At 54.1% G+C, this 23,710-nt stretch carries 23 protein-coding genes; 14 read left to right on the top strand and 9 right to left on the bottom strand.

Annotated features, from left to right (window positions below; translation table 11 throughout):
- Nucleotide 1 precedes the first annotated feature (1 nt).
- From ABJL60_RS04790 to ABJL60_RS04765, 6 genes are all read left to right on the top strand, one after another.
- On the top strand, nucleotides 2-469 hold the full coding sequence (locus ABJL60_RS04790) for a YbaK/EbsC family protein (RefSeq protein WP_348375068.1): 468 nt from the start codon (nucleotides 2-4) through the stop codon (nucleotides 467-469).
- A 125-nt stretch (nucleotides 470-594) separates the two neighbouring features.
- Nucleotides 595-1,014 (top strand): DUF2852 domain-containing protein, encoded by a 420-nt coding sequence (locus ABJL60_RS04785; RefSeq protein ID WP_348318613.1) that lies wholly within the window; start codon nucleotides 595-597, stop codon nucleotides 1,012-1,014.
- A 79-nt stretch (nucleotides 1,015-1,093) separates the two neighbouring features.
- Nucleotides 1,094-1,528 (top strand): RDD family protein, encoded by a 435-nt coding sequence (locus ABJL60_RS04780; protein ID WP_348375066.1) that lies wholly within the window; start codon nucleotides 1,094-1,096, stop codon nucleotides 1,526-1,528.
- An 85-nt stretch (nucleotides 1,529-1,613) separates the two neighbouring features.
- Nucleotides 1,614-2,432, top strand: coding sequence for an arginyltransferase (locus ABJL60_RS04775; RefSeq protein WP_348375064.1), 819 nt, complete (start codon nucleotides 1,614-1,616; stop codon nucleotides 2,430-2,432).
- 82 nt (nucleotides 2,433-2,514) lie between these two features.
- The gene (locus ABJL60_RS04770; protein ID WP_348285553.1) at nucleotides 2,515-3,228 is read left to right on the top strand and encodes a cytochrome c biogenesis CcdA family protein; all 714 of its coding nucleotides are present in this window, start codon (nucleotides 2,515-2,517) and stop codon (nucleotides 3,226-3,228) included.
- A gap of 15 nt (nucleotides 3,229-3,243) precedes the next feature.
- A complete protein-coding gene (locus ABJL60_RS04765; RefSeq protein ID WP_348285552.1) occupies nucleotides 3,244-3,645 on the top strand; it encodes a thioredoxin family protein in 402 nt (133 codons plus the stop codon).
- Between the two features lie 9 nt (nucleotides 3,646-3,654).
- On the opposite strand, the gene ABJL60_RS04760 is transcribed toward ABJL60_RS04765, so the two are convergent.
- The 4 genes from ABJL60_RS04760 to ABJL60_RS04745 all read right to left on the bottom strand — a co-directional run bounded on the left by ABJL60_RS04760 (nucleotide 3,655) and on the right by ABJL60_RS04745 (nucleotide 9,333).
- Nucleotides 3,655-4,638, bottom strand: a complete 984-nt coding sequence (locus ABJL60_RS04760) for a 2-oxoglutarate and iron-dependent oxygenase domain-containing protein (protein WP_348285551.1) — start codon at nucleotides 4,636-4,638, stop codon at nucleotides 3,655-3,657.
- Nucleotides 4,639-4,739: 101 nt separating this feature from the next.
- The gene (locus ABJL60_RS04755) at nucleotides 4,740-7,094 is read right to left on the bottom strand and encodes a TRAP transporter large permease subunit (RefSeq protein ID WP_108828594.1); all 2,355 of its coding nucleotides are present in this window, start codon (nucleotides 7,092-7,094) and stop codon (nucleotides 4,740-4,742) included.
- 82 nt (nucleotides 7,095-7,176) lie between these two features.
- Nucleotides 7,177-8,112 carry a TRAP transporter small permease subunit gene (locus tag ABJL60_RS04750; protein ID WP_348285549.1) on the bottom strand — a complete coding sequence of 312 codons (936 nt, stop codon included), beginning with the start codon at nucleotides 8,110-8,112 and terminating at the stop codon, nucleotides 7,177-7,179.
- Between the two features lie 135 nt (nucleotides 8,113-8,247).
- Nucleotides 8,248-9,333: a TRAP transporter substrate-binding protein gene (locus ABJL60_RS04745; protein WP_348285548.1), complete on the bottom strand. Its 1,086-nt coding sequence runs from the start codon at nucleotides 9,331-9,333 to the stop codon at nucleotides 8,248-8,250.
- Between the two features lie 241 nt (nucleotides 9,334-9,574).
- Between ABJL60_RS04745 and ABJL60_RS04740 the strand changes: the two genes are divergently transcribed.
- The 4 genes from ABJL60_RS04740 (at nucleotide 9,575) to ABJL60_RS04725 (ending at nucleotide 14,512) form a co-directional block, all read left to right on the top strand.
- Nucleotides 9,575-11,005, top strand: coding sequence for a cache domain-containing protein (locus tag ABJL60_RS04740; protein ID WP_108828597.1), 1,431 nt, complete (start codon nucleotides 9,575-9,577; stop codon nucleotides 11,003-11,005).
- Entirely contained in the window at nucleotides 11,002-11,646 is a 645-nt protein-coding gene (locus ABJL60_RS04735) for a response regulator transcription factor (protein ID WP_108828598.1), read from the top strand. The genes ABJL60_RS04740 and ABJL60_RS04735 overlap by 4 nt, the downstream gene beginning before the upstream one ends.
- Before the next feature lie 126 nt (nucleotides 11,647-11,772).
- The gene (locus ABJL60_RS04730; RefSeq protein ID WP_348375062.1) at nucleotides 11,773-12,444 is read left to right on the top strand and encodes a methyl-accepting chemotaxis protein; all 672 of its coding nucleotides are present in this window, start codon (nucleotides 11,773-11,775) and stop codon (nucleotides 12,442-12,444) included.
- 316 nt (nucleotides 12,445-12,760) lie between these two features.
- Nucleotides 12,761-14,512 carry an acetolactate synthase 3 large subunit gene (locus ABJL60_RS04725; protein WP_348375060.1) on the top strand — a complete coding sequence of 584 codons (1,752 nt, stop codon included), beginning with the start codon at nucleotides 12,761-12,763 and terminating at the stop codon, nucleotides 14,510-14,512.
- Between the two features lie 43 nt (nucleotides 14,513-14,555).
- On the opposite strand, the gene ABJL60_RS04720 is transcribed toward ABJL60_RS04725, so the two are convergent.
- A complete protein-coding gene (locus tag ABJL60_RS04720; RefSeq protein WP_348375058.1) occupies nucleotides 14,556-16,634 on the bottom strand; it encodes an ATP-binding protein in 2,079 nt (692 codons plus the stop codon).
- Nucleotides 16,635-16,776: 142 nt separating this feature from the next.
- On the opposite strand from ABJL60_RS04720, the gene ilvN reads away from it, so the two are divergent.
- Nucleotides 16,777-17,337 carry an acetolactate synthase small subunit gene (ilvN, locus tag ABJL60_RS04715; RefSeq protein WP_108828602.1) on the top strand — a complete coding sequence of 187 codons (561 nt, stop codon included), beginning with the start codon at nucleotides 16,777-16,779 and terminating at the stop codon, nucleotides 17,335-17,337.
- A gap of 4 nt (nucleotides 17,338-17,341) precedes the next feature.
- Here ilvN and ABJL60_RS04710 read toward each other — a convergent pair whose 3' ends face one another.
- Nucleotides 17,342-17,674 (bottom strand): hypothetical protein, encoded by a 333-nt coding sequence (locus ABJL60_RS04710; RefSeq protein WP_348375056.1) that lies wholly within the window; start codon nucleotides 17,672-17,674, stop codon nucleotides 17,342-17,344.
- 233 nt (nucleotides 17,675-17,907) lie between these two features.
- Between ABJL60_RS04710 and ABJL60_RS04705 the strand changes: the two genes are divergently transcribed.
- The 3 genes from ABJL60_RS04705 to ABJL60_RS04695 are packed head-to-tail and all read left to right on the top strand — an operon-like array spanning nucleotide 17,908 to nucleotide 20,174.
- Nucleotides 17,908-18,705, top strand: coding sequence for a helix-turn-helix transcriptional regulator (locus ABJL60_RS04705; RefSeq protein WP_348285542.1), 798 nt, complete (start codon nucleotides 17,908-17,910; stop codon nucleotides 18,703-18,705).
- 57 nt (nucleotides 18,706-18,762) lie between these two features.
- Nucleotides 18,763-19,962: an aromatic ring-hydroxylating dioxygenase subunit alpha gene (locus tag ABJL60_RS04700; protein WP_348375054.1), complete on the top strand. Its 1,200-nt coding sequence runs from the start codon at nucleotides 18,763-18,765 to the stop codon at nucleotides 19,960-19,962.
- Nucleotides 19,959-20,174 carry a hypothetical protein gene (locus tag ABJL60_RS04695; protein WP_348285540.1) on the top strand — a complete coding sequence of 72 codons (216 nt, stop codon included), beginning with the start codon at nucleotides 19,959-19,961 and terminating at the stop codon, nucleotides 20,172-20,174. The genes ABJL60_RS04700 and ABJL60_RS04695 overlap by 4 nt, the downstream gene beginning before the upstream one ends.
- A 27-nt stretch (nucleotides 20,175-20,201) precedes the next feature.
- Here ABJL60_RS04695 and ABJL60_RS04690 read toward each other — a convergent pair whose 3' ends face one another.
- The 3 genes from ABJL60_RS04690 to prfB form a co-directional block, all read right to left on the bottom strand.
- Entirely contained in the window at nucleotides 20,202-20,951 is a 750-nt protein-coding gene (locus tag ABJL60_RS04690; RefSeq protein WP_348375053.1) for a DUF2189 domain-containing protein, read from the bottom strand.
- Nucleotides 20,952-21,018: 67 nt separating this feature from the next.
- A complete protein-coding gene (locus tag ABJL60_RS04685; RefSeq protein ID WP_348375051.1) occupies nucleotides 21,019-22,446 on the bottom strand; it encodes an amidase in 1,428 nt (475 codons plus the stop codon).
- Between the two features lie 104 nt (nucleotides 22,447-22,550).
- On the bottom strand, nucleotides 22,551-23,675 hold the full coding sequence (prfB, locus tag ABJL60_RS04680) for a peptide chain release factor 2 (RefSeq protein ID WP_348375049.1): 1,125 nt from the start codon (nucleotides 23,673-23,675) through the stop codon (nucleotides 22,551-22,553).
- Between the last annotated feature and the right edge of the window lie 35 nt (nucleotides 23,676-23,710).

Raw genomic sequence — 23,710 nt, 5'->3', positions numbered from 1 at the left:
CATGAGCAAAAGTCTAAAACGTGTCCGCGCCGCTTTAGAAGCCGCAGGGCTGACCCCGAATATTGTAGAAACGGCACAAGCCCGCACCGCAGCTGGCGCAGCGCATGCTATTGGATGCGAGATAGACCAAATTGCCAAATCCATCATTTTTGCAGGCGAAACCAGCGGAGAGGCAATTCTGTTTATCACCGCTGGTGGCAATCAGGTGGACGCCGCCAAAGCAGCGGCATTGGCATGTGAGCCTTTGGGCAAAGCAGATGCCGCGTTGATCCGTGCGCAGACGGGGTTTGCAATCGGTGGCGTGTCGCCAGTTGGGCATAAAAACCCAATACGGGCGTTTCTGGACCCTAAATTGCAAGAATTTGATGTGATTTGGGCGGCCGCAGGCACCCCGAACCATGTTTTTTCAAGCTTGGCCGCGGAAATTTGCGAATTAACATCCTGCCAAGTATTTGATTTTACGAAGTAAAAACACTCAATGTAAAAAAGATTTACATTACACCTTGCCAGACACCGGTTGCGGTCCCATCTTGTATGATGTGAAAGGGATTTACATTGTCTTTCACACTGATCGTCACCAACGAAAGGCAACAGATGACAACCCTGACGCAAACCGCCCCTTCCTCTGCCTCTGGCGGATGGTTCACGAAGACCGAAGACTGGCTTGATAGCAAAGGCAAAGGCGCATGGATCACAGCCATGGTTCTGGGTTTTGTGTTCTTCTGGCCCGTCGGCCTCGCCCTTCTGTTTTACATGATCTGGAGCAAACGCATGTTTTCTAAATCCTGCAGCCACAAAATGAGCCGTCACAGTGGGTTTGGCGCGACACGCACCACAGGCAATTCGGCCTTCGACAGCTACAAAGCAGACACGCTGCGCCGCCTTGAAGAAGAGCAGCACAATTTCGAAGCCTTCCTTGAGCGCCTGCGCGAAGCCAAAGACAAGTCGGAATTCGACCAGTTTATGGACGAACGTGCCCGCAAGTCTGACGACGCTGCAGCATCCGACGCGTAGCCCCGTGTCCGGCCCGTATTCCATCGGGCCGGAGCCACCTTTTCCCTGTTCCTGACATACAAAGCACAAAAGACACCCCATGACACATCTGCCTGATCCAGATCGCCAATCCCAATTCTATGCCGATGTGCCGGGCAAACGGTTGTTGGCTTGGGTTATCGACGCCGTGATCATCGGTATTCTCACCGCCGTTATCGTGCCCTTCACCGCCTTTACAGCGCTGTTTTTCCTTCCCTTTTTGCTGTTTGTGGTTAGCCTTGGCTACCGTATCATCACCATTGCTGGCGGATCGGCGACATTTGGCATGCGTATCGCAGCCATCGAATTGCGCAACCGCGACGGCATGCGCCTGAACTTTGCAGAAGCAGCGTTACACACCATCGGCTACCATCTGACCTTGGGTACGGTCGTTGTTCAGATCGTTTCGGTGATCTTTATGTGCGCCAGCCCGCGTGGTCAGTCTTTGACCGATATGGTCCTTGGCACGGCAATGCTAAACCGCCGCAGCCGCTGACACAGGTTTCATAAACCACAATGCACTGAATCGCTTGCGCTTGCAGGTGGTTGGGATATATTTGAGTAAATCAGTCAGGTCCCTTATGCGCCACACGCTTCCCATTGCGCCGCAGTTTTATGTAACGGCACCGCAACCCTGTCCGTATCTGGATGGGCGCATGGAACGTAAGCTTTTCACCGCATTACAGGGCGAAAACGCAACCACACTGAACGACAGCCTATCACAACAAGGATTTCGCCGGTCACAGAACGTCTTGTACCGCCCGTCCTGTTCGGAATGCTCTGCTTGTTTGTCTGCGCGCATCGACGTTTCAAAATTTGTGCCCTCCAAAAGCCAAAAGCGCGTCATACGCCGAAACACATCCTTGTCGCGCCGCGCCACATCCCCTTGGGCCACCGAAGCACAATATGACTTGTTTCGCACCTATCTGGACAGCCGCCACGCAGATGGGGGCATGGCGGATATGGATGTGTTCGAATTTGCCGCGATGATCGAAGAAACACCGATCCGCAGCCGTGTCATTGAATATACCGAAGACGTTGCAAAAGATCTCACTGCCGTCAGTTTGACGGATGTTTTGTCTGATGGCGTCAGTATGGTGTATTCTTTTTACAAGCCCGACATGCCACGCAACAGTTTTGGCACTTACTTGATCCTTGACCACATCGAGATCGCCCGCGAAGCAAACCTACCCTATGTCTACCTGGGCTATTGGGTGCCGGGCAGCCAGAAAATGGGCTATAAAGCCAACTTTTCCGGGCTTGAGGTCTACACAGACGGCGCATGGACCCCGATGGACGATCCAGAGAAATTCCGCGCCCGACGCCATCCTTTGTCCACTGATCCCATCGCGGAACAGGTGGCCAATATCTCTTTGCCAGACACACGCCCCACCACCTGACGCGGTGATGCCGCCCGTCTGTTACAACGCCTGACAGCTTTGTCATTTGGCCACGGCAGGTAGCGCGTCATATATACCCGCTATGGAATTTGTGTTTGCGTATCTCGCCGGGCTGCTGACCCTGATCAACCCTTGCGTACTGCCGGTGTTGCCGATTGTCTTAGTGTCTTCACTGAACGCCAGCCGCATGGGGCCGGTGGCTTTGGCCGCGGGTATGAGCCTGTCTTTTGTTGTCTTTGGCGTGCTGGTCACAGCCTTTGGCGGTGCCATCGGGTTGACGCAAGACACGTTGGCCCAAATCGGGGCCGTTATAATGGTCGTCTTTGGCACGGTCCTTTTGGTCCCTGCCTTGTCCACCCGCTTTGAAGCTGCGGCAGCAGGTATGGCAGGTCGTGCAGACGGCGCGATGAATGACATCGACAACCAAAGCACCAAAGGACAGTTTATCGGCGGATTGCTGTTGGGCACCGTTTGGTCGCCGTGCATTGGTCCGACGCTGGGTGGGGCAATCGCGCTTGCATCACAGGGCGAAAACCTTGGCTATGTGACGCTGATTATGGTGGCGTTTGCCGCGGGCGTGTCCACTTTGATCCTTGGTCTTGGTCTGGGTGCGCGCGAAGCCATACGCAGCCGCGCCACACGTCTGCGCACGTTGGCTGCAAAATCAAAACCGATCCTTGGTGCCACATTTGTGGCCGTGGGCCTGATGCTGCTGTTCAAAGTCAACCACATCATCGAGGCGTGGTTGGTGCAGGTTTTGCCCTACTGGCTGCAAGACCTATCTGTTTCAATATAATCTCAGGAGATCCAAATGAACCGTCGTGACTTTTTTCTTGCCTGCACTGCCACAGCAGTCTTGCCGATGGCGGCACAGGCCAGCACGGACCTGAAAGACTATACGCCCGGCCTGATCCAAGACGCTTTGGACCGCGGCGAAACCGTGTTTGTGGATTATGCCGCCGACTGGTGTTCCACATGCGCACGCCAAGAACGCATCATAGGGCAATTGCGCGGCGAGAACCCCGCCTACAACAGCGCCATGACGTTTGTGCGCGTAGACTGGGACGACTACAAGTCACACGACGTCACCACATCACGCAACATCCCGCGCCGTTCCACGCTGATCGTTTTGAAAGGCGGTCAGGAATTGGGCCGCATCGTGGCGGGCACGTCGCAGGCCGATATCAAAGACTTGATGGACAAAGGTTTGTAGACCAAACGCCTAGTCTTTTTGATACTGCTTGAAATTGCGCCCGTTGCGGCCTGCGATATGTTCGCCGGCCGTGACAACAGTATAATTCGGATCAACTGCCCCGAAATCCGCCGGATCAATCGGTGTCTGGCTGGCGGGGTCGAAGAAAATCGGCACCGAGTACCGGCTGCGGCCCGAACTGTTCAACACCCGATGTTTGGTGGACACCAGACGCCCGTTGCTCCAGCGTTCCAGAAGGTCACCGATGTTGCACACGAATGTGCCCGGCAGCGGCGGCGCGTTGATCCATTCCCCTGCAAGGTTTTGCACCTGAAGCCCGCCCACATCGTCTTGTTTCAAAATTGTTAGCGCTCCGAAATCCGAATGGGCCGCAGCACCAAAACGCTGGGCCATCCGGTCGTCTTCGGTCATGGCAGGATAATAGACCAATTGCCCCCGCGCCAAAGGCGCTGCATAGGCTTTGTCGAAAAATGTGGCCTCGCGCCCCAACCCAGTGGCAAGGGCGCCCATGATCTTGCGGCCCATATCCACGACACTGAGGTAATAGGCCATCAGCTGTGGCTTCAGATCAGGGGCGACCGCGTCTGGCCATTGGTTGACGGCCACCATCGGCACACCTGCTTTGACGTCCTTGTCGTCAGCATCCACATCCCATCCCCAGAAAAACACTTCCTTGGCGTCGTGGGTTTTGGCGCCCTCCAGATGGGTCATGCCCTGCCCCATCCAGCCTCGTTGATCCGTGTTCACTTGTACCGTGGCTTTGTCATCCGCCGGTAAAGCAAAGAAATCACGCGAAGCGGCAAAGGCGCGGTCTATCAGGTCTTGGTGGATACCGTGGCCCGAAATATAGAAAAACCCCGACGTTTGCGCCGCCGCCATGATGTCAGCGCTGATGCGGGCGCGGCCGACAACTGTGTCCAGGTCAGACACATCCACAACGGGAATTTCGTCGAAATCAACAGTGCGCGATGCTGCGTAGTCAGTTTGGGTCATTTCGGCCCCTCCTTGCCTACCACCCAACACCAGCCCCCAAAAAAAGGCCACTCAAAAGAGCGGCCTTTCCGGTTTGTGATTTTTCCCTGATCAGTTTGGGATCAATTCGGGATCAGGTCCGGCACGATCGTGACAATCGCAGGGAACCAATACAGCAGGAACAATCCCCCCACCTGGATCAGAACGAATGGCAGGATGCCGCGATAGATGTGGCGTGTCGTGACCTCTTTGGGGGCAACCCCGCGCAGGTAGAACAGCGCAAATCCAAAGGGCGGTGTCAGGAAGGACGTCTGCAAGTTCACCGCGATCATGATCGTCACCCATTTGGGGTCAAAGGTGCCACCATAAATGACGGGACCCACGATCGGGATCACGATGTAGATGATCTCAAGGAAATCCAACACGAAGCCAAGGATGAACAACACCAGCATCACGATCAGGAAGACCGTGACCTCATTGTCAAACGACTTAAGGAACTGCTGGATGTAATGTTCGCCCCCGAAGCTGATGACCACAAGGTTCAACAACTGCGATCCAATCAGGATGGTGAAGACCATCGACGTGACCTTGGCGGTTTCGCGCACCACTGGCGTCAGGACGCCGCTTGTGAACAGGATCCAGCACGAAAACAGCAAGCCAAACAAAGCGTACATGTAAGCGCCATAAGCCACGAAGAAGGCGACCCAGCTTTCAAAAGATACATCGTCCTGGTTGATGCGCAGATCAAAATTCACACCCACAAGGATGCAGATGATGATGGCCAGCGTAGACCAGATGATGACCTTGGGTGAGCGGTCTGTATCACGCAGTTTGCGGTAGGCCGCCAACATGATCGCCCCACCTGCCCCAAGAGCCGCAGCAGGCGTCGGGTTTGTGATGCCACCAAGGATAGACCCAAGAACCGCCACGATCAGGATCAGCGGTGGAAAGACCACGCGGATCAGTTCGTTTTTGGCGCAAAGCGTGACACCAAAAACAACCCCGTACAAGATCGCCACCGCAGGCAGGAACATCATAGCGACGTAAACACCAGCTGATGTTTCTGGGCCAACCAAGGCAATGTCCACAATCAAAGCCAACACAACACCAATGCCACCGACGATCAGAGGGCGCGGGTTTGCCGAAGGTGACACGCCGCGTGCGACGCTTAGGATCAGCCCCATAAAGATCAGTAAGATGGCCGTGCCAGTCCCGATGGGGGCTGCAGCCGCGACTTTTGCATCAATCGCCGCTTGCAACGCTTCAGGGCTGAGACGTTCGGATTGTTGAACACCACCTGCCGCTTCAATGGCCGCTTGCTGTGCCACGGCTGCATCCCATGCAGGCTGGCCATGCAATTCGATCATCGCCGCTTGGCACATTTCAGAGACATTGGTGCGCAACGACGCGCTTTCGCCGATGTCAGAGAACGAAGACACCACCATGCTTTGGCTGCCCACAATCCCAAGGTTGCCCAAAAGCACCGTTCCCACGATCAACGCCACAGGCACAAACAAGAACCATGTCAGCGCTTCACCGCGTGTGACGGGTTCAGCGTTGGTGGATCCCATCGGTACCGCAGGGGCCTTGTCGGGGTTCAACAACGCATATCCAAAGGCATAAAGCGCATAGAGCAACGCCAACAGAATGCCCGGCAACAAGGCCGCCTGGAACAAGGTGCCGACAGACACAACCGCAGGCTCACCCAAATACGTCAGCGCCGATTGGCAGCCCACGGACATGGCGCGTGCCTCTTGCGCGGATGAATACAAGTCCCCCGCCAAAGTGCCCAATAAAACAATCACGATGGACGGCGGAATGATCTGACCCAAAGTGCCAGAGGCCGCTATGACGCCCGTTGCGATCTCGGGTGAATACCCATTGCGCAGCATTGTCGGCAGCGCCAGCAGCCCCATTGTCACCACTGTTGCGCCAACGATACCCGTCGAGGCCGCCAAAAAGGCACCAACCACAACAATCGAAACAGCCAGACCACCCGGCAACGGGCCAAAGACACGCGCCATTGTGGTCAGCAGGTCGTTGGCAATCTTTGAGCGCTCCAACGTGATGCCCATCATAACAAACATCAAAACCGCCAGCAGCGTCTCAATAGACGCCCCCGCGAACACGCGTTCGTTCATGCGGTTCACGATGAACGATACGTTCCGGTCCAGCGCAACTTCCCAGCCTTTCGGGAACACCGGTTCGCCAATACGCGGCAGGTCGGGGAACCTAAAGACGCTGATGCTGTTGGGATCAACGCCGGAATTGACCAAATCGCGGTAGGCTTGTGCCGACTGGTCAATGGCTTGGTGGATCAGCAATCCTGCACTGTCCAAGGCGGCAATAATGCCGAAAGATATGACACCCGCACCACCGATGGCAAAAGCCACGGGAAAGCCGGACAGAATGCCGCCGAACAGGCAAACAAAGACGATAATCAGGCCAATCTCGACCCCATCAAGACCAAATAGCATTATTTAGCTCCCGTCACATTTTCGAACCGAGCGAGGGTCGCTGACCCAAAGACCGGTACCCACTTTTTCTGAAAATGTTCCATTAGTGCGTCCCTTCATAGGCTTCTTCGCCTTCGCCAAGTGTGTCGCGATCCAGATATTTGCCTTCGCTTTCTTCGCCCTCTTTCCATTCAAGGTAAGAGCGATACAGGAAGGCAATTGCGTGTAAAAACACCAGTGCTGTGAACGCGACCAGCAGAATTTTGAACAAGAAATAGCCCGTAAATCCGTTGGGCGAAAAGCCGATGGTTTCGACGTTCCAGCGCATGGCGCGTGATTTCAGCAGCAAGCGGTCCAACGTGTCAGAGGCCGATGGTTTTGGCACGATCAGGTGGCGCCACAAGAAGTACCAGCCATACATCCATGTCAGGATTGCCGCAGGCATCATGAAGAAAACAGCTCCGAACATGTCGATGACCTTCTTGGTGCGGAATTTGACGGCGGAATACACCAGATCTACGCGGACGTGGCCGCCCTGCACAAAGGTATATGTCGCGCAAAGGGCGACGACCAAGGCGTTGTAAAGCTTCAGTTCTTCGGCGAACCACGAGATATCGAACTGAAGCGGAATACCAAAGCCGATTGAGATGTCGGGGCGCGTGAAAATCCGCTGCAAAAATACGATGATGATCTGCTGAAGCACCATCAAAAGACCAGCCCAAGCAAACAAGCGACCGATGCCGTTGGCGAAACCTTCAAGGATGCGCACGACCCCCCACATGATTTCGTTCCGGATCAAGCCGGCGATGGTCAGCACCAGAAAGAGGGCAAACACCGCAAAGAAAAATTCCGTAGAGCCGCCGTAATACACAAAGCGCATGACAGCTTCTTTATTGCTCCAGTCCAGCCAAAGGCCCGGATGCGTTATCGCGTAGGCAATGTTGTAAAAGGCCATCACCGTTTCGGTGAGCATCCATAAAATGCCTGACCCGATCCCGCTGATCAGCTGTCCAAATGACACGACGCCTTCATTTCCCATGATGTCCCCCCGAACCCGCTATGGGCCTTGCAATTCTTTTAAGGCGATGCGTGCCTGTAACCGTGATTTGTGTCAAAAAGGCCCCTGAATTTATCATTAAAATCAGGGGCCTATTCGATGTTTTTAAGCTAAGCCTCAGCCGCCCAGAACGCGGATACGCTGTTGGACATAATAGGCATCGGATTTGTTGATCCAGCTTGCGGAAGACGCCAAAGACGTCTCAAACGATGCACGGATTTTCGCGAACAACTCGTCGCCCATGTTTTCGTCCATGACTTCTTTGGAGGCTGCACCGAATGCATCCCAAACGTCGTCACCAAACTGCAGGGTTTTCACACCTTGCTGCTGCAAACGGGCCAAGGCCGCGCCGTTGTTGGACAGTGTTTCTGCCAACTGGACGTGGGTCGTGGCGCGCGATGCGTTTTGCAAGATCGACTGGTGCTGTGGTGTCAGGTCGTTCCAAACGTCAAGGTTGACGGAAGACGCCAAAGCCGAACCCGGCTCGTGGAAACCAGCCGTGTAGTAGACTTTTGCAACTTCTTGGAAGCCCGCGCGCTCGTCCGCTTGTGGGCCAACCCACTCCAGACCGTCCAAAGCACCGGAAGACAGCGCTTGGTACAGTTCACCGCCGGGGATGTTTTGAACAGAAGCGCCCAATTTACCCAGAACCTTGCCACCAAGGCCCGGCATACGGAATTTCAAACCGTTGAAGTCAGCGGCAGAGTTGATTTCGTTGCGGAACCAGCCACCGGACTGCGAACCGGAGTTACCCGCCAGCAAACCTTTGAGGTTAAAGATTTCGCCCAGCTCGTCGTGCAGCTCTTGGCCGCCGCCGTGCTCGTACCAGTTTGTCACTTCTTGTGCTGTGCCACCGAAAGGCACGGCTGTGAAATACGCGTAGCCTGGGTGCTGACCGATGTAGTAGTAGTCGGCAGAGTGGTACATGTCGGCTTGACCGGACGATACCGCGTCAAACACTTCCAGCGCGCCAACCAGCTCGCCAGGGGCTTTTTTGTCGATGGTCAACTGGCCATCGGACATTTCGCCCACAAATTTTTCCATATATGACGCAGCATCATCCAGAACCGCGAAACCGCGCGGCCATGATGTTACCATTGTCAGTGTGCGCTTGCCTTGCGCGTAAACAGGTGCGGCCAATGTAGATGCAGCAGCGGCTGTGCCGCCCAGTGCAGATGTCTTCAAAAATGAACGACGATCCATATAGTGATCCTCCCAGATATGATGTCCAAAGGGGAGTTGCCCCCGCAGACGGATCGTTTCGAGTGTCGCCACACTAGTCACATCGAACAAATTTGAAATACCTATTACTGCGTAGACGCAGCACGTAAGCCCCCGCATTTAGCGCTATTGGGGGATTTTTTTACATCATTTCCAATGGTTTTCCGCCCCTCGCACCCCCCTGCCCCTTTGATTCGGGCGAAATCCCGCGTATCGATTCGCCATGCGCCGCCTCTTGTCAGCCTTCACACCGAACTATGGTCAAAAGCTATCTTTGGTGGCCTCTATCCCCCTTATTCTGGCGGTGGCTGCCATCGCAGCCCTTGTCGCGGTCCAAAGCCGCGCTTTGGCGGAACGCGAAATCAAAGCACTGGAAAACCAGTTGCTTGAGGCAAAGAAAGCCGAATTGCGCAATTACGTCACCCAAGCCCGAAACGGGTTTTACTTTATCTACGGAAATGCGTCCCCCGATGACGAAGAAGCCAAACAACAGGTAAAACAGATCCTGTCAGCGATGATTTACGGCGATGACGGGTTCTTTTTTGTGTATGATTACGATGGCACCAATCTGGTCAGCCCCCGTCAGACAGAACGCATCAACCAGACTTTTGTGAACGAAACCGACAGCGAAGGAACGCCCGTTGTCGATGAATTGATCCGCATTGCACGGCAAGGCGACGGGTATTTGACGCATCTGTGGTCCAAACCCTCGACGGGCAAAGAAGCGCGCATGATCACCTATGTCACCTCTTTCCCCTCATGGCGGTGGGCTGTTGGTACAGGCGTGTTCATCGACGATGTGCTGGCCACAGTTGCCACAGCCCGCGCGGACGTTGAAAGCCGCATCCAGCGGACATTCGTATACATCTCGGCGATCACGCTGGCTGCAATTCTGATGGTGTTTTTGTCAGGCATGGTCATCAACTTTCGTGAACGCCGTTTGGCCGATGCCAAGCTTAAGAAACTGACCCAGCGCGTTTTCGATGCCCAAGAGGAAGAACGCGGCCGCGTGGCGCGTGAATTGCACGATGGCATCAGCCAGATCTTGGTGGGCGTGCGCTACACATTGGACAGTGCGCGGCGCAGATTTGATCGTGGCACGCCAGATGCCGATCAGTCCCTCGACCAGGGCATTGAACACTTGGGCACAGCCATCAACGAAGTACGTCGCATCAGCCGGGATTTGCGCCCCGGTGTTCTGGATGATTTGGGGCTTGGTCCCGCCCTCAAGTCTTTGACCGAAGATTTTGAAGACCGCACAGGCATTCAAACCGACTTTCACACCGTGGTGTTTCGCAACCGGCTGGATTCAAATGCCAAGATCGCGCTGTATCGCATCGCGCAAGAAGCCTTGACCAATATTGAACGCCACGCCGGCGCCACGCAGGCCAAGCTTGATCTGCGCGGGCACAAACGCGGCGCGACGTTGCGCATATCAGACAACGGTCGGGGTATGAACCAATCCGTAGAACAGCGTGGCCCCGGTATCGGGTTGCGCAACATGCAAGAACGCGTTGAGCAATTGGATGGCACATTGCGCATCCTGTCTGCACGCGGGATCGGCAAAGGCACCATCATCGAAGCCACTGTCCCGCTCACGCATCTTCTGCCGCCTTCTTCTGACGAAACCCTCGCAAAACGAGTTCCCGTATGACCCAGCCTATCCGCGTTCTGATTGTTGATGATCACCCGATGGTTGCCCAAGGCATCCAATCCGTTCTGGAAAGCTATCCTGAGCTGGATGTGGTCGGCACCTTGAACAACGGCCGCGCAGTCGTTGAGCAACTTGAGACCCTGAACCCCGACGTCATCTTGATGGATCTGAATATGCCGGAAATGGGTGGTCTGACCGCCACGGAAATGGTGATCGAACAGCGCCCGGGCACACGTGTGCTTGTGCTGTCGATGCATGACAGCCCCGAATACATATCGTCCGCCCTAAGCCACGGTGCGATGGGATATGTCCTGAAAGATGTGCCGACCGATGAAATCAAGCTGGCGATAGATGCGGTGATGCGGGGCGAACAATACCTGTGCACCGGGGCTGCCGGGTCGTTGAAACCCAAACCCGGCGATGCACGTGATGCGCTGACAGGGCGTGAACAAACAATTTTGCTGCAACTGGCGCAGGGTAAGTCGAACAAGCAAGTGGCGAATGAACTGGATATTTCGGTGCGCACGGTTGAGACACACCGCAAAAATATCAAACGGAAATTGGGGATTTCCTCAACCGCCGGGCTGACGCGCTACGCGATGGAACATGGCGTGTTGCAAGGAACAGGCAGTACCCTTTGACCGTTGCTTTTTAGAGTTTATTAGCAATTTTCAGCTATCGCCTTTGGGATGAACATCCAAGCTCCACAATCAGTGCCCCCTCCAATAAACGTATCACACGTTGACAACTTTCCGATGCGCCGTGACGTGATCGACCGCATAGCGACCACGCGGGCAAAGGTTATTCGTGTCGGACTGACTGGGCGCATCATCTATTTGCCCGACCCAATAGCTAAATCGTCGGATGCGGACCAAGCTGCGATTTTTGATATTCTGACCCAACAAATCAGAGAAATAGAAGACGTCAAGGCACTGTTGACAGGCTCTTACATCGCCGAGGACATTCCGCAAGAAACCGCGGATTGGGTGTTCAGGCTGGCAAAGACAATGCCCGCAGAGGTCGACGGTGTCTTGCACATGCTGGAGCTGTCAAAAATTATCGAAAAAACAGCCGCGCAGCCTCAAAACACCAAAGCACTTTCGAACGCGCTGAAGGCCCAATTGGATTTTGCCCGCAAAAAAGGGTTCCACGATATGGTCACACGCCTGTGCAACCGGCTGTGGACCGATCTGGACAGTGCGCGGGAACAAAAGGCCAGCGACGCCCAAAAATCATCCCGCGCGGTCATGTCCACATTGGCTCGGCTTGAACACATCGGTAAACATGTGCGGCTTGTGTCGCTCAACGCCTCTGTGGAAGCGGCCCGCGCAGGTGACGCAGGGCGCGGGTTGGCTGTGATTGCCACGGAATTCAAATCACTTGCGGAAGAAATCCAGTCTCTTGCCACAAGCGCACGTGCGGAAATCGAGACGAAATAGATCAAGTCAGGCGAAAACCGGCATTCAATTCGCAAAAATGTCGCGCAGAACGCTCGTGGCGAAATAAAAATACAAAAATTTACAACCTTGCGACATATTTTTCGTCAAGCAGGTGTTGACGCTGCTGTTTACCACACATATTGTCACAAAACGTAATGAAAGGCCCAAAGGGTATGTACGCACTTGTCGTCATTCTAGGAAAACAGCGCATGGGCCGGTAACGGACTTCCCTAAAGGATCCCATGCGCCCCCGCCAGAACGGGGGCTTTTTTTTGCGCAAATGAAAATGACACATCTTTAAACGGAGCACAAAAAGATGACACGCCAAATGACCGGAGCGAAAATGGTTGTTCAAGCCCTGATTGATCAGGGTGTCGACACAGTATTCGGATATCCTGGTGGCGCTGTGCTACCGATTTATGACGAGATTTTTCAGCAAAACTCTATCAAACATATTCTTGTTCGCCATGAACAAGGTGCTGTGCATGCCGCCGAAGGCTATGCGCGATCCACCGGCAAACCCGGCGTTTGCCTTGTGACATCAGGCCCCGGTGCAACGAACGCAGTGACCGGATTGACCGATGCGCTTTTGGACAGCATTCCGATTGTCGTTCTGACTGGTCAGGTGCCCACATTCATGATCGGCTCTGACGCTTTTCAAGAAGCCGACACCGTTGGCATCACGCGCCCCTGCACCAAACACAATTGGCTGGTCAAAGAAACGGACGCGCTGTCCGGCGTGCTGCACGAAGCCTTTCATGTGGCCACCAATGGCCGTCCCGGCCCGGTTTTGGTCGACATCCCGAAAGACGTTCAGTTCGCCAACGGCCAATATACCGAAAAGAAACCGTCGGTGTCACATTACCAGCCTAAATTGAAGGGCGACATGGAAGAGATCGAAGAACTGGTCGCCGCGATTGAAAAGGCCAAACGCCCCTTGTTTTACACGGGCGGCGGCGTGATCAACTCTGGCCCCGGTGCCAGCCAGTTGCTGCGCGAACTTGTTGGCGCCACAAACTTCCCCATCACATCCACATTGATGGGCCTTGGGTCATACCCCGCGTCCGGCGACAATTGGCTGGGGATGCTGGGCATGCACGGGCTATACGAAGCCAATATGGCCATGCATGACTGCGATTTGATGATCAACATTGGCGCACGGTTTGACGACCGTATCACCGGATTGATAAGTGCGTTCAGCCCAAAATCCAAAAAGGCCCACATCGATATCGACCCATCGTCTATCAACAAGGTGATCCGCGTCGACATTCCGATTGTGGGTGACGTGGGCCATGTGTTGGAAGACATTCTGAAGGTCTGGAAGTCACGCGGTCGCAAAACGAACGTGGACGCTGTTGGCAAATGGTGGGGCCAGATCAACGAATGGCGCAAAGTCGAATGCTTGAAGTTCACGCAAAAAGGCAAAGTCATCAAACCGCAATATGCGTTGCAGCGCCTTGAGGCATTGACCAAGGGTCACGATCGCTACATCACGACCGAAGTGGGCCAACACCAGATGTGGGCTGCACAATATCTGGGCTTCGAAGATCCAAACCGCTGGATGACGTCCGGTGGTCTAGGAACAATGGGTTACGGGTTCCCTGCCTCTATCGGCGTGCAAATGGGCCATCCCGAAGCTTTGGTCATCAATGTTGCAGGCGAAGCCAGCTGGTTGATGAACATGCAAGAGCTGGGCACCGCAATGCAATACAATTTGCCGGTCAAACAGTTCATTTTGAACAACGAACGCCTTGGCATGGTGCGCCAGTGGCAGGAACTTTTGCATGGTGAACGCTATTCGTCTAGCTGGTCCGAAAGCCTGCCCGACTTTGTGAAGTTGGCCGAAGCCTTTGGGGCCAAAGGCATCATTTGTTCAGACCCCGATGATTTGGACGACGCCATCATGGAAATGTTGGACCATGACGGGCCGGTTTTGTTCGATTGTTTGGTTGAAAAACACGAAAACTGCTTCCCGATGATCCCGTCGGGCAAGGCGCATAATGAAATGTTGCTGGGCGAAGCCGACACCCAAGGTGTGATCGACGCAAAAGGCTCTGTTCTGGTTTAATTCAGGCGCACAACAACCGGGGCTGGTGCGCTTGCCCCGGTGCTTACCTAGGTGTTGAATTCGGTGCTGAGTTACCGATACGCAAATGCCGGTCCAGACACGTCAAAAGGTCATCCAGACGCACAGGTTTGGTCAAAAAGTCATCCATCCCCGCATCTTGTGCTGCTTCTTTGTCTTTATCGAACGCATTGCCCGTTAAGGCCACGATTGGGCAACGCGTCTTCCCATTGTTCTGTTCAAATAACCGGATTGTTACGCTGGCTTCCAGACCGCTCATGACGGGCATGGACAAGTCCATCAAAATCAAATCAAACCGTTCATCCATGTAAATCTCGCACGCCCGTTCACCGTTGTTGGCCGCCACGATGGTAACACCGTTTTTTTCCAACATTCGCCGAACGACCAACTGGTTGGTCTTGTTATCTTCGGCCACCAGGACCCGTACGCCTTCGAAGCATGTATGATCATGTCTTGCCTCAACTTCGGGAGTTTTGAGGCTGGCGGCTGCCTCTTCTAAAGGCAAGACCACGCAAAACCGCGACCCCTTTCCCAAAAGGGATGTTACAGACAGGGTGCCGCCCATGACTTCCACGATGTTGCGTGTGATGGACAGACCAAGGCCAGTTCCCTCGAAACCTCGCCGCAAGCCTGCATCGACTTGTTCGAACGGTGTGAAAATACTATCCAGCATTTCTTCGGGGATACCGATGCCCGTGTCAGACACCGCAAATGCAAGAAGTCCAGTTTTTGGGTTTCGTGTCACAGTCAGGGCAACACGTCCTTGCCGCGTAAACTTCACAGCGTTGCCAAGCAAATTTAGCAAGACCTGACGCAATCGAAATGCATCGCCCATCACATCCGTTGGCACGTCCGGATCGACATGCAGGCTTAAATCCAGCCCGGTGGACTGCGCAAGCGGGTGCAACAACCCGCAAACTTCGCACAACAGGCTGCGCAATTCATAAGGTTCCAGTTTTAGCTCAAGATGCCCAGCTTCTATCTTGGAGAAATCCAAAATGTCCGAAATCAACCCCGTCAAAGCCAAAGCAGAAGACCGGATCGTTTCAATGTATTCTTGTTGATCCTTGTCCAATTCGCTTTGCGCGAGCATATCGGCCATGCCAACGATGCCATTCATCGGGGTCCGGATTTCATGGCTCATGGTGGCAAGAAAATTTGACTTGGTGGTCGCAGCCACTTCGGCGGCATCTTTGGCTTCTTGCAGCATCAGATTATGTGCATGTAATTCTGTGACATCTGAATGTACCAGAATGTAGCCACCGTTGCGGCGCATACTTGAGGTCACAGAACAGGTCCGGTTCAAACCGGGAATGTTCATCAGGACAGGGCGCATGGCCGTGATTTCTTCCTCGAAACGCTTGCGCAATACATCGTCCTTGGAGACATGCCCCCGCTCTACCAGTTTGCCAGTGAGATCCTTCACCAATGTTCCCGGCATCACGTCATCGTCTTCAAGATCAAACAGTTTCCGGTATGCCGGATTCACCATGATAACTTCATTTTCCGGGTCAAACAGCTTGTGCTTGGAGGTCACAATCAAGCCTTCCCCCATCGCTTCCAATACCTCGCTAAGAAGTTTGTTGTTGGCCTCAAGCTCTGCGTTGCGGGTGGACAGTTCACGTTCAAGCGCATCTGCACGCGATTTGAGCCCGTAGACCAGACCGGATGTTGCGCCCGCCTTTTCGATTGTGTGCGTCACATGAATGCTGATGCCGTTGAAACCGCGAAACACCCCCATGTCGTCGAAGACCGGCGTCGCACTGTCCATCAAAACCACGCGCGTTCCGTCATTCATGTTTCGTTCGTAGCATAAGTTGTTAAATGGCCGTTGCGCGCGTAAGGCCGAATAATAGGCATCTATGCCTGCTTCGGTTTTGGCGTCACCATAGATAGGATCCAAGATCGAAATGCCCTTTAAATCGGAAGGGATGGATCCGGTGATCACGCCGACATTGTCGCTGAGATACGTCAAGGCATAGTTTTCATCGACGCTCCAAAACCAGCCAGGCAATGTGTCCAGTATAGGCTCCCAATCGCGGGACAACGCCGCCAGCCCGTCTGGTGCACCAAATGCTTGATCGATCAGATTTTGCAGCAACATCGACTGTCTCTTTCTGTGCTTTTCCCCCTCATATCGCCAAGCTCTTAATCGACAATTATCAAGCTCAAAAAAACAGTGTTTCTCTGGTCATTTGACCGGAACAGCGGTAGGCTTAAACATCGTTTGCGTAAGGAAAAATCCCATGTCCGCTCTGAAGATCAAAAAAGGTGCTTCATCCAAATCCGCATATAACTTGCGGCCCACGTTTTCAGACGTCATTGAACGTCACACGTTGGCGGTCTTGGTCGAAAATGAACCCGGTGTTCTGGCGCGTGTGATTGGGTTGTTTTCAGGACGCGGGTACAACATTGAAAGCCTGACGGTGGCTGAAGTGGACCATCAGGGTCATCTAAGCCGCATCACAATTGTCACCGCCGGCACCCCGCAAGTGATCGAACAGATCAAGGCGCAGCTGGGACGGATCGTGACAGTACACGAAGTACACGATCTGACTGTAGAGGGCCCTTGCGTTGAACGCGAACTGGCCATGTTCAAAGTGGCCAGTACCGGAGACAAACGTGTCGAAGCCCTGCGGCTTGCGGATATTTTCCGGGCCAACGTGGTGGACAGCACGCTTGAAAGCTTTGTTTTTGAAATTACCGGTGCGCCCGAAAAAATTGACGCTTTCGCTGATTTGATGCGCCCCTTGGGGCTTGCTGATGTCGCACGCACCGGTGTTGCCGCCCTGTCACGCGGCGATTAAACGTCTACGCGCCCTGCGCGTTGCGTTTGATTGGTATAGTTGGTGTCTCAGGCACTGGCCGGAATGGAATAATTTTGGCCGATGCCTGTGATGTGTCAAATCGTTGAGGCGCAGTTTGCGTGTTTGCCGTGTCGTCCTCTAGTATTGTTGCATTGTGCGCCCGTCGCAGGTTCACCTCGACGTAAAGGTCGAAACGCACAGCGTCTCCGACAGCAAAAAACGGTTTGCCCTCGGACAATGAACTCGCATCATCCAAAAACGCCAGATCGCCCTGGTCTTCGCACCAGACAACGGCCTGACGATCTACTTCGTCGCTCCAAAGGATGACACCAATCATGAAACTTGCCCTGCTTGTTTCGCAATAACCATATCTGACTAGATTTTGGAGCCGGAGCACATGGTTAACTCGGTATCGTACTCTTGCAATTTGTGTCCATGAGCGTATCGTGATGCTGCGCTTGTGCAACGCAGGTGACACTAATTGGCGTCATCTTATTAACATCAAGCTAATCCACGCCCTTAACTCGTTAATTTGTATGATCTATTACGTAGGACACAGACGGAGCTAAGATGCCCCCCCACGTTAAAACACCTGCTGAATTGCGCAGTATGTTCGGCTCGAATTTGCGGATTTTATCCCAAAACTACCAATCTGTGTCAGAGTTGTCGCGGCAACTTGGTATCAACCGCACCCAATTCAACCGGTACCTGGCGGGGGAAAGTTTCCCGAGACCTGATGTTTTGGCGCGGATATGTGCATTCTTTCATGTAGACGCACGCATGCTTTTGGAACCGGTCGAGACGATCAATTCGTTGTCCGACCCAATTTCAGGGCCATTTCTACGCGATTTCGTCGGACGCGGCGCTTATAGCATCCCCGAAGATCTCTTTCCCAGTGGCTTTTTCCGCTTTACGCGCCGCAGCTTTCTGGAAGCTTCGCAATTTGTTGAAGGCTTGGTGTTTGTAAAACGCGAAAACACTGTCACTTACATCCGCGGCTACGAGACGCGCCAAGCCATGCAATCCCAGGGGTTGTCGGCAAAACGCAGTGCCAGTGAATTCCGCGGCCTTGTCATGCAACAAGAAGAAGGCATCGCTGCCCTTATATCGCGGCGCAACTCCATGACCTGTTCATTTAACTACCTCAGCCGCGTTGCATCTTTTGAAAACAATTTCTGGGTTGGTTACGTGGCCCGCACGGTACGCGAAAGCATGTCTGGTGATCGGGCTGTTCGCATGGTGTATGAACATCTGGGGAGCGATTTCTCGACTGCGATGGCGGCAGCGCGGAAATCAGGATATTGTGCCGAAGAAGATCTTATTCCGTTCCACAGACGTTTGTTGGACCCTGCACGCCCCTTTGGCTGACGCCCGTGGGCAATGTCGCATTGGGAAAACTCAAGTCGCGGATGAGCACACAAAGCAATGGCTTCCCTTGTAACGCTGGAACAAGACATCAGCGAGGGGCCAGCCATGACCACCACCGATCTAGACACAGTATGCCAACCCATCGAGCACGCCAATGGCTTGCCAAATGCGCACTACATTGATCCGGACATCTTCGATGAAGAAAAAAACGCCGTTCTGTTTGCGGGCTGGGCGGGTTTGGCTGTGGGCGCAGATGTGCTGGATATCGGTGACGCCGTGCCCATCGACTTTTTGGGCATGCCATTGCTGATGGTGCGCGACAAAAACGGCGCAGTACGCGTTTTTCAAAACACATGCCGCCACCGGGGTATGATCCTTGTCGATGCCCCCCGCAAAATCGAAGGCGCAATTCGCTGCCCCTATCACAGTTGGTGCTATTCAACGGAAGGTCGCCTTGTTTCAACACCCCATGTCGGCGGGCCGGGGCAAAACACACATCCCGACATAGATCGTTCATTACTGGGTTTGGTCGAAATCCGCAGCCACATCTGGATGGATGTCATCTGGATCAATATTTCGGGGGATGCAGAGCCGTTTGAAACTGTAAACGCGGCCCTGTTAGAGCGCTGGTCGGAGTTTGACAAACCGATCCACCATGGTGGTGCCGACAGCCGGTTTCAGCTTGAGATCAATTGCAATTGGAAGTTGGCGGTCGAGAACTATTGCGAAAGCTACCACTTGCCTTGGGTACATCCCGGCCTGAACAGCTATTCCCGCCTCGAAGACCATTACCATATCGAGAAAAAACAAACCTTCGCGGGACAAGGCACATATGTGTACCGCCAGTTGAAGGATGATCAAGGCAACAGCTTTCCCGACTTTGACGGGTTGTCACAGACATGGGACACGGCGGCAGAATATATCACAGCCTTTCCGAATGTCCTGTTGGGCGTGCACCGCGACCATGTTTTCTCGATTATTCTACTGCCGCAAGGTCCCGAAAAAACAATTGAAAACATCCACTTGTACTACGCGTCTGACAAGACAGACGCGGACTTGCGGGCCCAAAACACGCGCCTTTGGAAAGAGGTCTTTGCAGAAGATGTCTTTGTTGTGGAAGGCATGCAGCGCGGACGTCATGCTGTTCACTTCGACGGCGGCCGGTTTTCACCGGCCATGGACAGCCCCACCCATCTGTTTCACGAATGGGTCGCGACCCGGATCCAAGCCCGCCGCAGCCCCCTTGCGGCGGAATGACAGATTTGAATACCGCTATGATGGCGGCACACGCAACATCTGACCAAAACGCTTTGGTGGCTTTGTACACCCAAGCCGCGGATCAGGCTGTCGATCTGGATGCGGCCTGCTTTTTCCTGACACATGCTTATGTGTTTGCTCTGGAACTCGGACACACACAGACAGAGGCATTGCGGCTTAGGCTGGTCGCGGAAGGCCGCGAACCGGCATAGGTTTGGCCGCCCACCGGAAGCTGTGGTTCAGGGATGAGAAGTCCTGTCCAGAAGTGCTGCGTAAACATGCCACGACGCATGGCCCAGCCACGGAAGAACGATCAACAGGCCCAAAAAACCAGGCAGCAGCCCCAAAAGACAAACCCCTGCAACAAAAATCGCCCATGGCAGCATGACCCAAGGATGCGCCATCACGGTTTGAATACTGGTCAGCATCGCTGTCACATAATCAACTTCACGGTCCAGCAACAACGGCAGTCCGATCACGCACATTGAAAACAGCAAAAGCGCAAAACCGGCGCCGACCACTGTGCCCATTCCCAACATCATCACCCCGTCCGGCGTCAAAAACACCGTCAGAGACGAGGAAATATTCGTCATCGGCGCAAGTCCCAGAAACAGCGCAAAGATCATGTGGCCAAGGAAAAACCAAAACAGCAAAACGACGATCATGATGGCACACAGCCAAGGCAGTTGGCGATTGCGCTCTCCCCACATAACGCGCAACACTGCGCCCACAGACACGCGATGCCCCGCTGCACGTCTGCGTGATACCTCATAGGTGCCAAAAGCTGCAAAAGGCGCCGCCAACGGAAATCCGAACACCATCAAAATCAACCAAAACGTGTGACCCGAAGCATAGGTCACCCCCACCATCATCCATCCAGCCAAAATACAGGCCAATGCAGCGAGCAGACCAAACACAGGGGCTGCTTTAAAATCCTGCCACCCCGACACAAGTGCACCACGTAAAATGACGATAGTGGGCGCATCCATGTCAGGCACCCCATGATTGGCAGGTAAGGTTTCTGGTGATCGCTCCATTTCGGGAGTGTGCGCCATACTATACTGCGGTTTCAAGTATCGGGCGTCGTGCATTTGGCCAATCGGTCGCAAGGTGCCAATTTTGCGCCAAACGCAAAAGCATGGCATCTGCCCCACGACGACCGATCAGTTGCAGCCCCATTGGCAGGTCATTCGGCCCGCCAAAGCCCATTGGAATATTGACGACGGGCAGACCAAGAAGGCTTGGGGCGATCACAATTTCCATCCAGCGATGATAGGTGTCCATTGTTTGCCCCGCGACTGTTTTGGGGTATTCCAATGCCACATCGAATGGCCACACCTGCGCGGATGGCGCAATAATTACATCATATCTATCAAATAGATGTGACGCGACCTTAAACCAGCCAGACCGCACTGCACTGGCTTTGTGAATTTCAGTGGCCGACAAGGCCAACCCCTTTTCGATTTCCCACTGCGCAGAAGGTTTCAAGCGCTGGCGTTTCGTCTCATCCTCGTACAATGCGCGCAAACCCATTGACACATTGAACGCGCGCAACGTGGTCCAGCTGTCCCAGATCGCGTTGGGCGAAAACGGAGGGTTCAGTGTATCTACAACGCAGCCCATATCAGACATTTGGCGCAGCGCGGTTTGCGACAGATCGTCGATGCCATCCTCAAGCGGGATTGCACCGCCCCAATCCCCCAACCACCCCACACGCAAGCCTGCGACGTCTCCGTTCAGGGCAGGCAGGGTCTGGGCCTGCGCAATCCCATGTGGTTGACGCGGATCAGGGCCTGACATTGTATCCAACAGGGCCGCAAGATCTTTTGGGTTTCGCGCCATTGGCCCGTTTGTCGCATTTTGATGCAAGAACGTATCGCCTTGTGGTTCTGATGGCACCAACCCGAATGTTGGTCGCATCCCGTAGACGTTGTTCCAAGCGGCCGGATTGCGCAAGGACCCCATCATATCCGACCCATCCGCCACACAAAGCATCCCTGTCGCCAAAGCAACCGCCGCCCCACCCGATGATCCACCAGCCGTTTGACCCGGACCGTAGGGGTTTCGCGTGGCGCCGAACACGGGATTGAACGTATGGCTTCCAAGACCAAATTCAGGCGTGTTGGTTTTGCCTATGACAATCGCACCCGCGTCCCGCAGACGTGCCACCATAACATCATCTGCCTGAGCCATTTGTCCGGCAAACAAAGGGGACCCCATAGACGTCGGGAGCCCTTTTGCATTGGCCAAATCCTTGATCGCAATGGGTATTCCGTGCAGCCAACCTTTACGTGGGGTTTCATCCGCGTGGCGGGCTTCGGCCATTAGCGCATCGTTGTCGCGCAAAGACACAATGGCATTTACGGTCCCATTTACGGCGTCGACACGGTCCAGCGTCGATTGCATTACGTCCGAGGCGCTTATGGTGCCATCAGCCAGTTTTTCGGAAAGCGTCAGGGCACTTTGGAAACTTAAATCTGTCATGCGTTAAGGGAACGCTAAAACCTTGGTCAGTTCAAGGGTATTGCAGCCTTTGTCGCCAGACAATTGGACCGTGTCAAACACGGTCGGCCCCCAAAGGTTGGAGATCAGTCGCCCTGTGCTTCTGCGCGGCTTTTGCCTGACACGTCCATCGCCAAAGTGGCCCCCATCAACCCGTCCAGATCACCGTCAAGCACCCCTTTGGTGTCAGAGGTCTCAAAGTTCGTGCGCAGATCTTTGACCATCTGATAGGGCTGCAAAACATAGGACCGGATTTGGTTGCCCCAGCCCGCATCACCCTTGTTCTCGTGCATTTCGTTCACCGCAGCATTCCGGCGGTCCAGCTCCATCTGGTATAGACGCGACTTCAACGCTTTCATCGCGATGTCCCGGTTCTGGTGCTGCGATTTTTCGGAACTGGTCACCACAATGCCAGTTGGCGCGTGCGTGATACGCACGGCGGAATCCGTGGTGTTGACGTGCTGTCCGCCCGCCCCTGACGACCGATAGGTATCGATGCGTATATCAGCCGGGTTCACCTCAATTTCGATGTTGTCGTCCACAACAGGATACACCCCGACCGAAGTAAAAGAGGTGTGCCGTTTCGCAGCGGAATCAAACGGCGAGATACGCACCAAGCGATGGACGCCGCTTTCCGATTTCATCCAGCCATAGGCGTTTGTTCCACTGATTTTATAAGTCGCGGATTTGATCCCCGCCTCTTCGCCGGCACTTTCAGACTGCAATTCAACCTTATAGCCTTTCTTTTCGGCCCATCGCACATACATACGCGCCAACATGGATGCCCAGTCACAGGATTCTGTGCCGCCTGCCCCGGAATTGATTTCAAGGAATGTGTCATTGCCATCGGCTTCTCCGTCCAGCAATGCCTCTAGCTCTTTTTGGGCCGCCATCACTGCAAGAGCTGTCAGTGCCGCTTCTGCATCTGTAACGACTTCGGCGTCTTCTTCCATCTCGCCCAGCTCAATCAATTCGATGTTGTCGGCCAAATCGGTTTTAATGCCTTCATAGGTGTCGATGGCATCCACCAACATCTGACGGTCTCGCATCAATTTTTGGGCGGCGTCCGGATCATCCCACAGATTGGGGTTTTCGACACGCGCGTTGAATTCTTCAAGGCGGTAAGGCGCGGTTTCCACATCAAGCCGTTGGCCCAAAAGCTCTAGGGATTTTTCAATCTCGGCTACGGTATTTTGAAGCTCTGCGCGCATCGGATTTAACCTTTAGGTTCAACAGTTAGACCCGC

The sequence above is a fragment of the Ascidiaceihabitans sp. genome, from assembly GCF_039986515.1.
Classification (GTDB): Bacteria; Pseudomonadota; Alphaproteobacteria; order Rhodobacterales; family Rhodobacteraceae; genus Ascidiaceihabitans.
The sequence above is the reverse complement of the archived record's forward strand: the minus strand, read 5'-3'. Positions and strand labels throughout refer to the sequence as shown.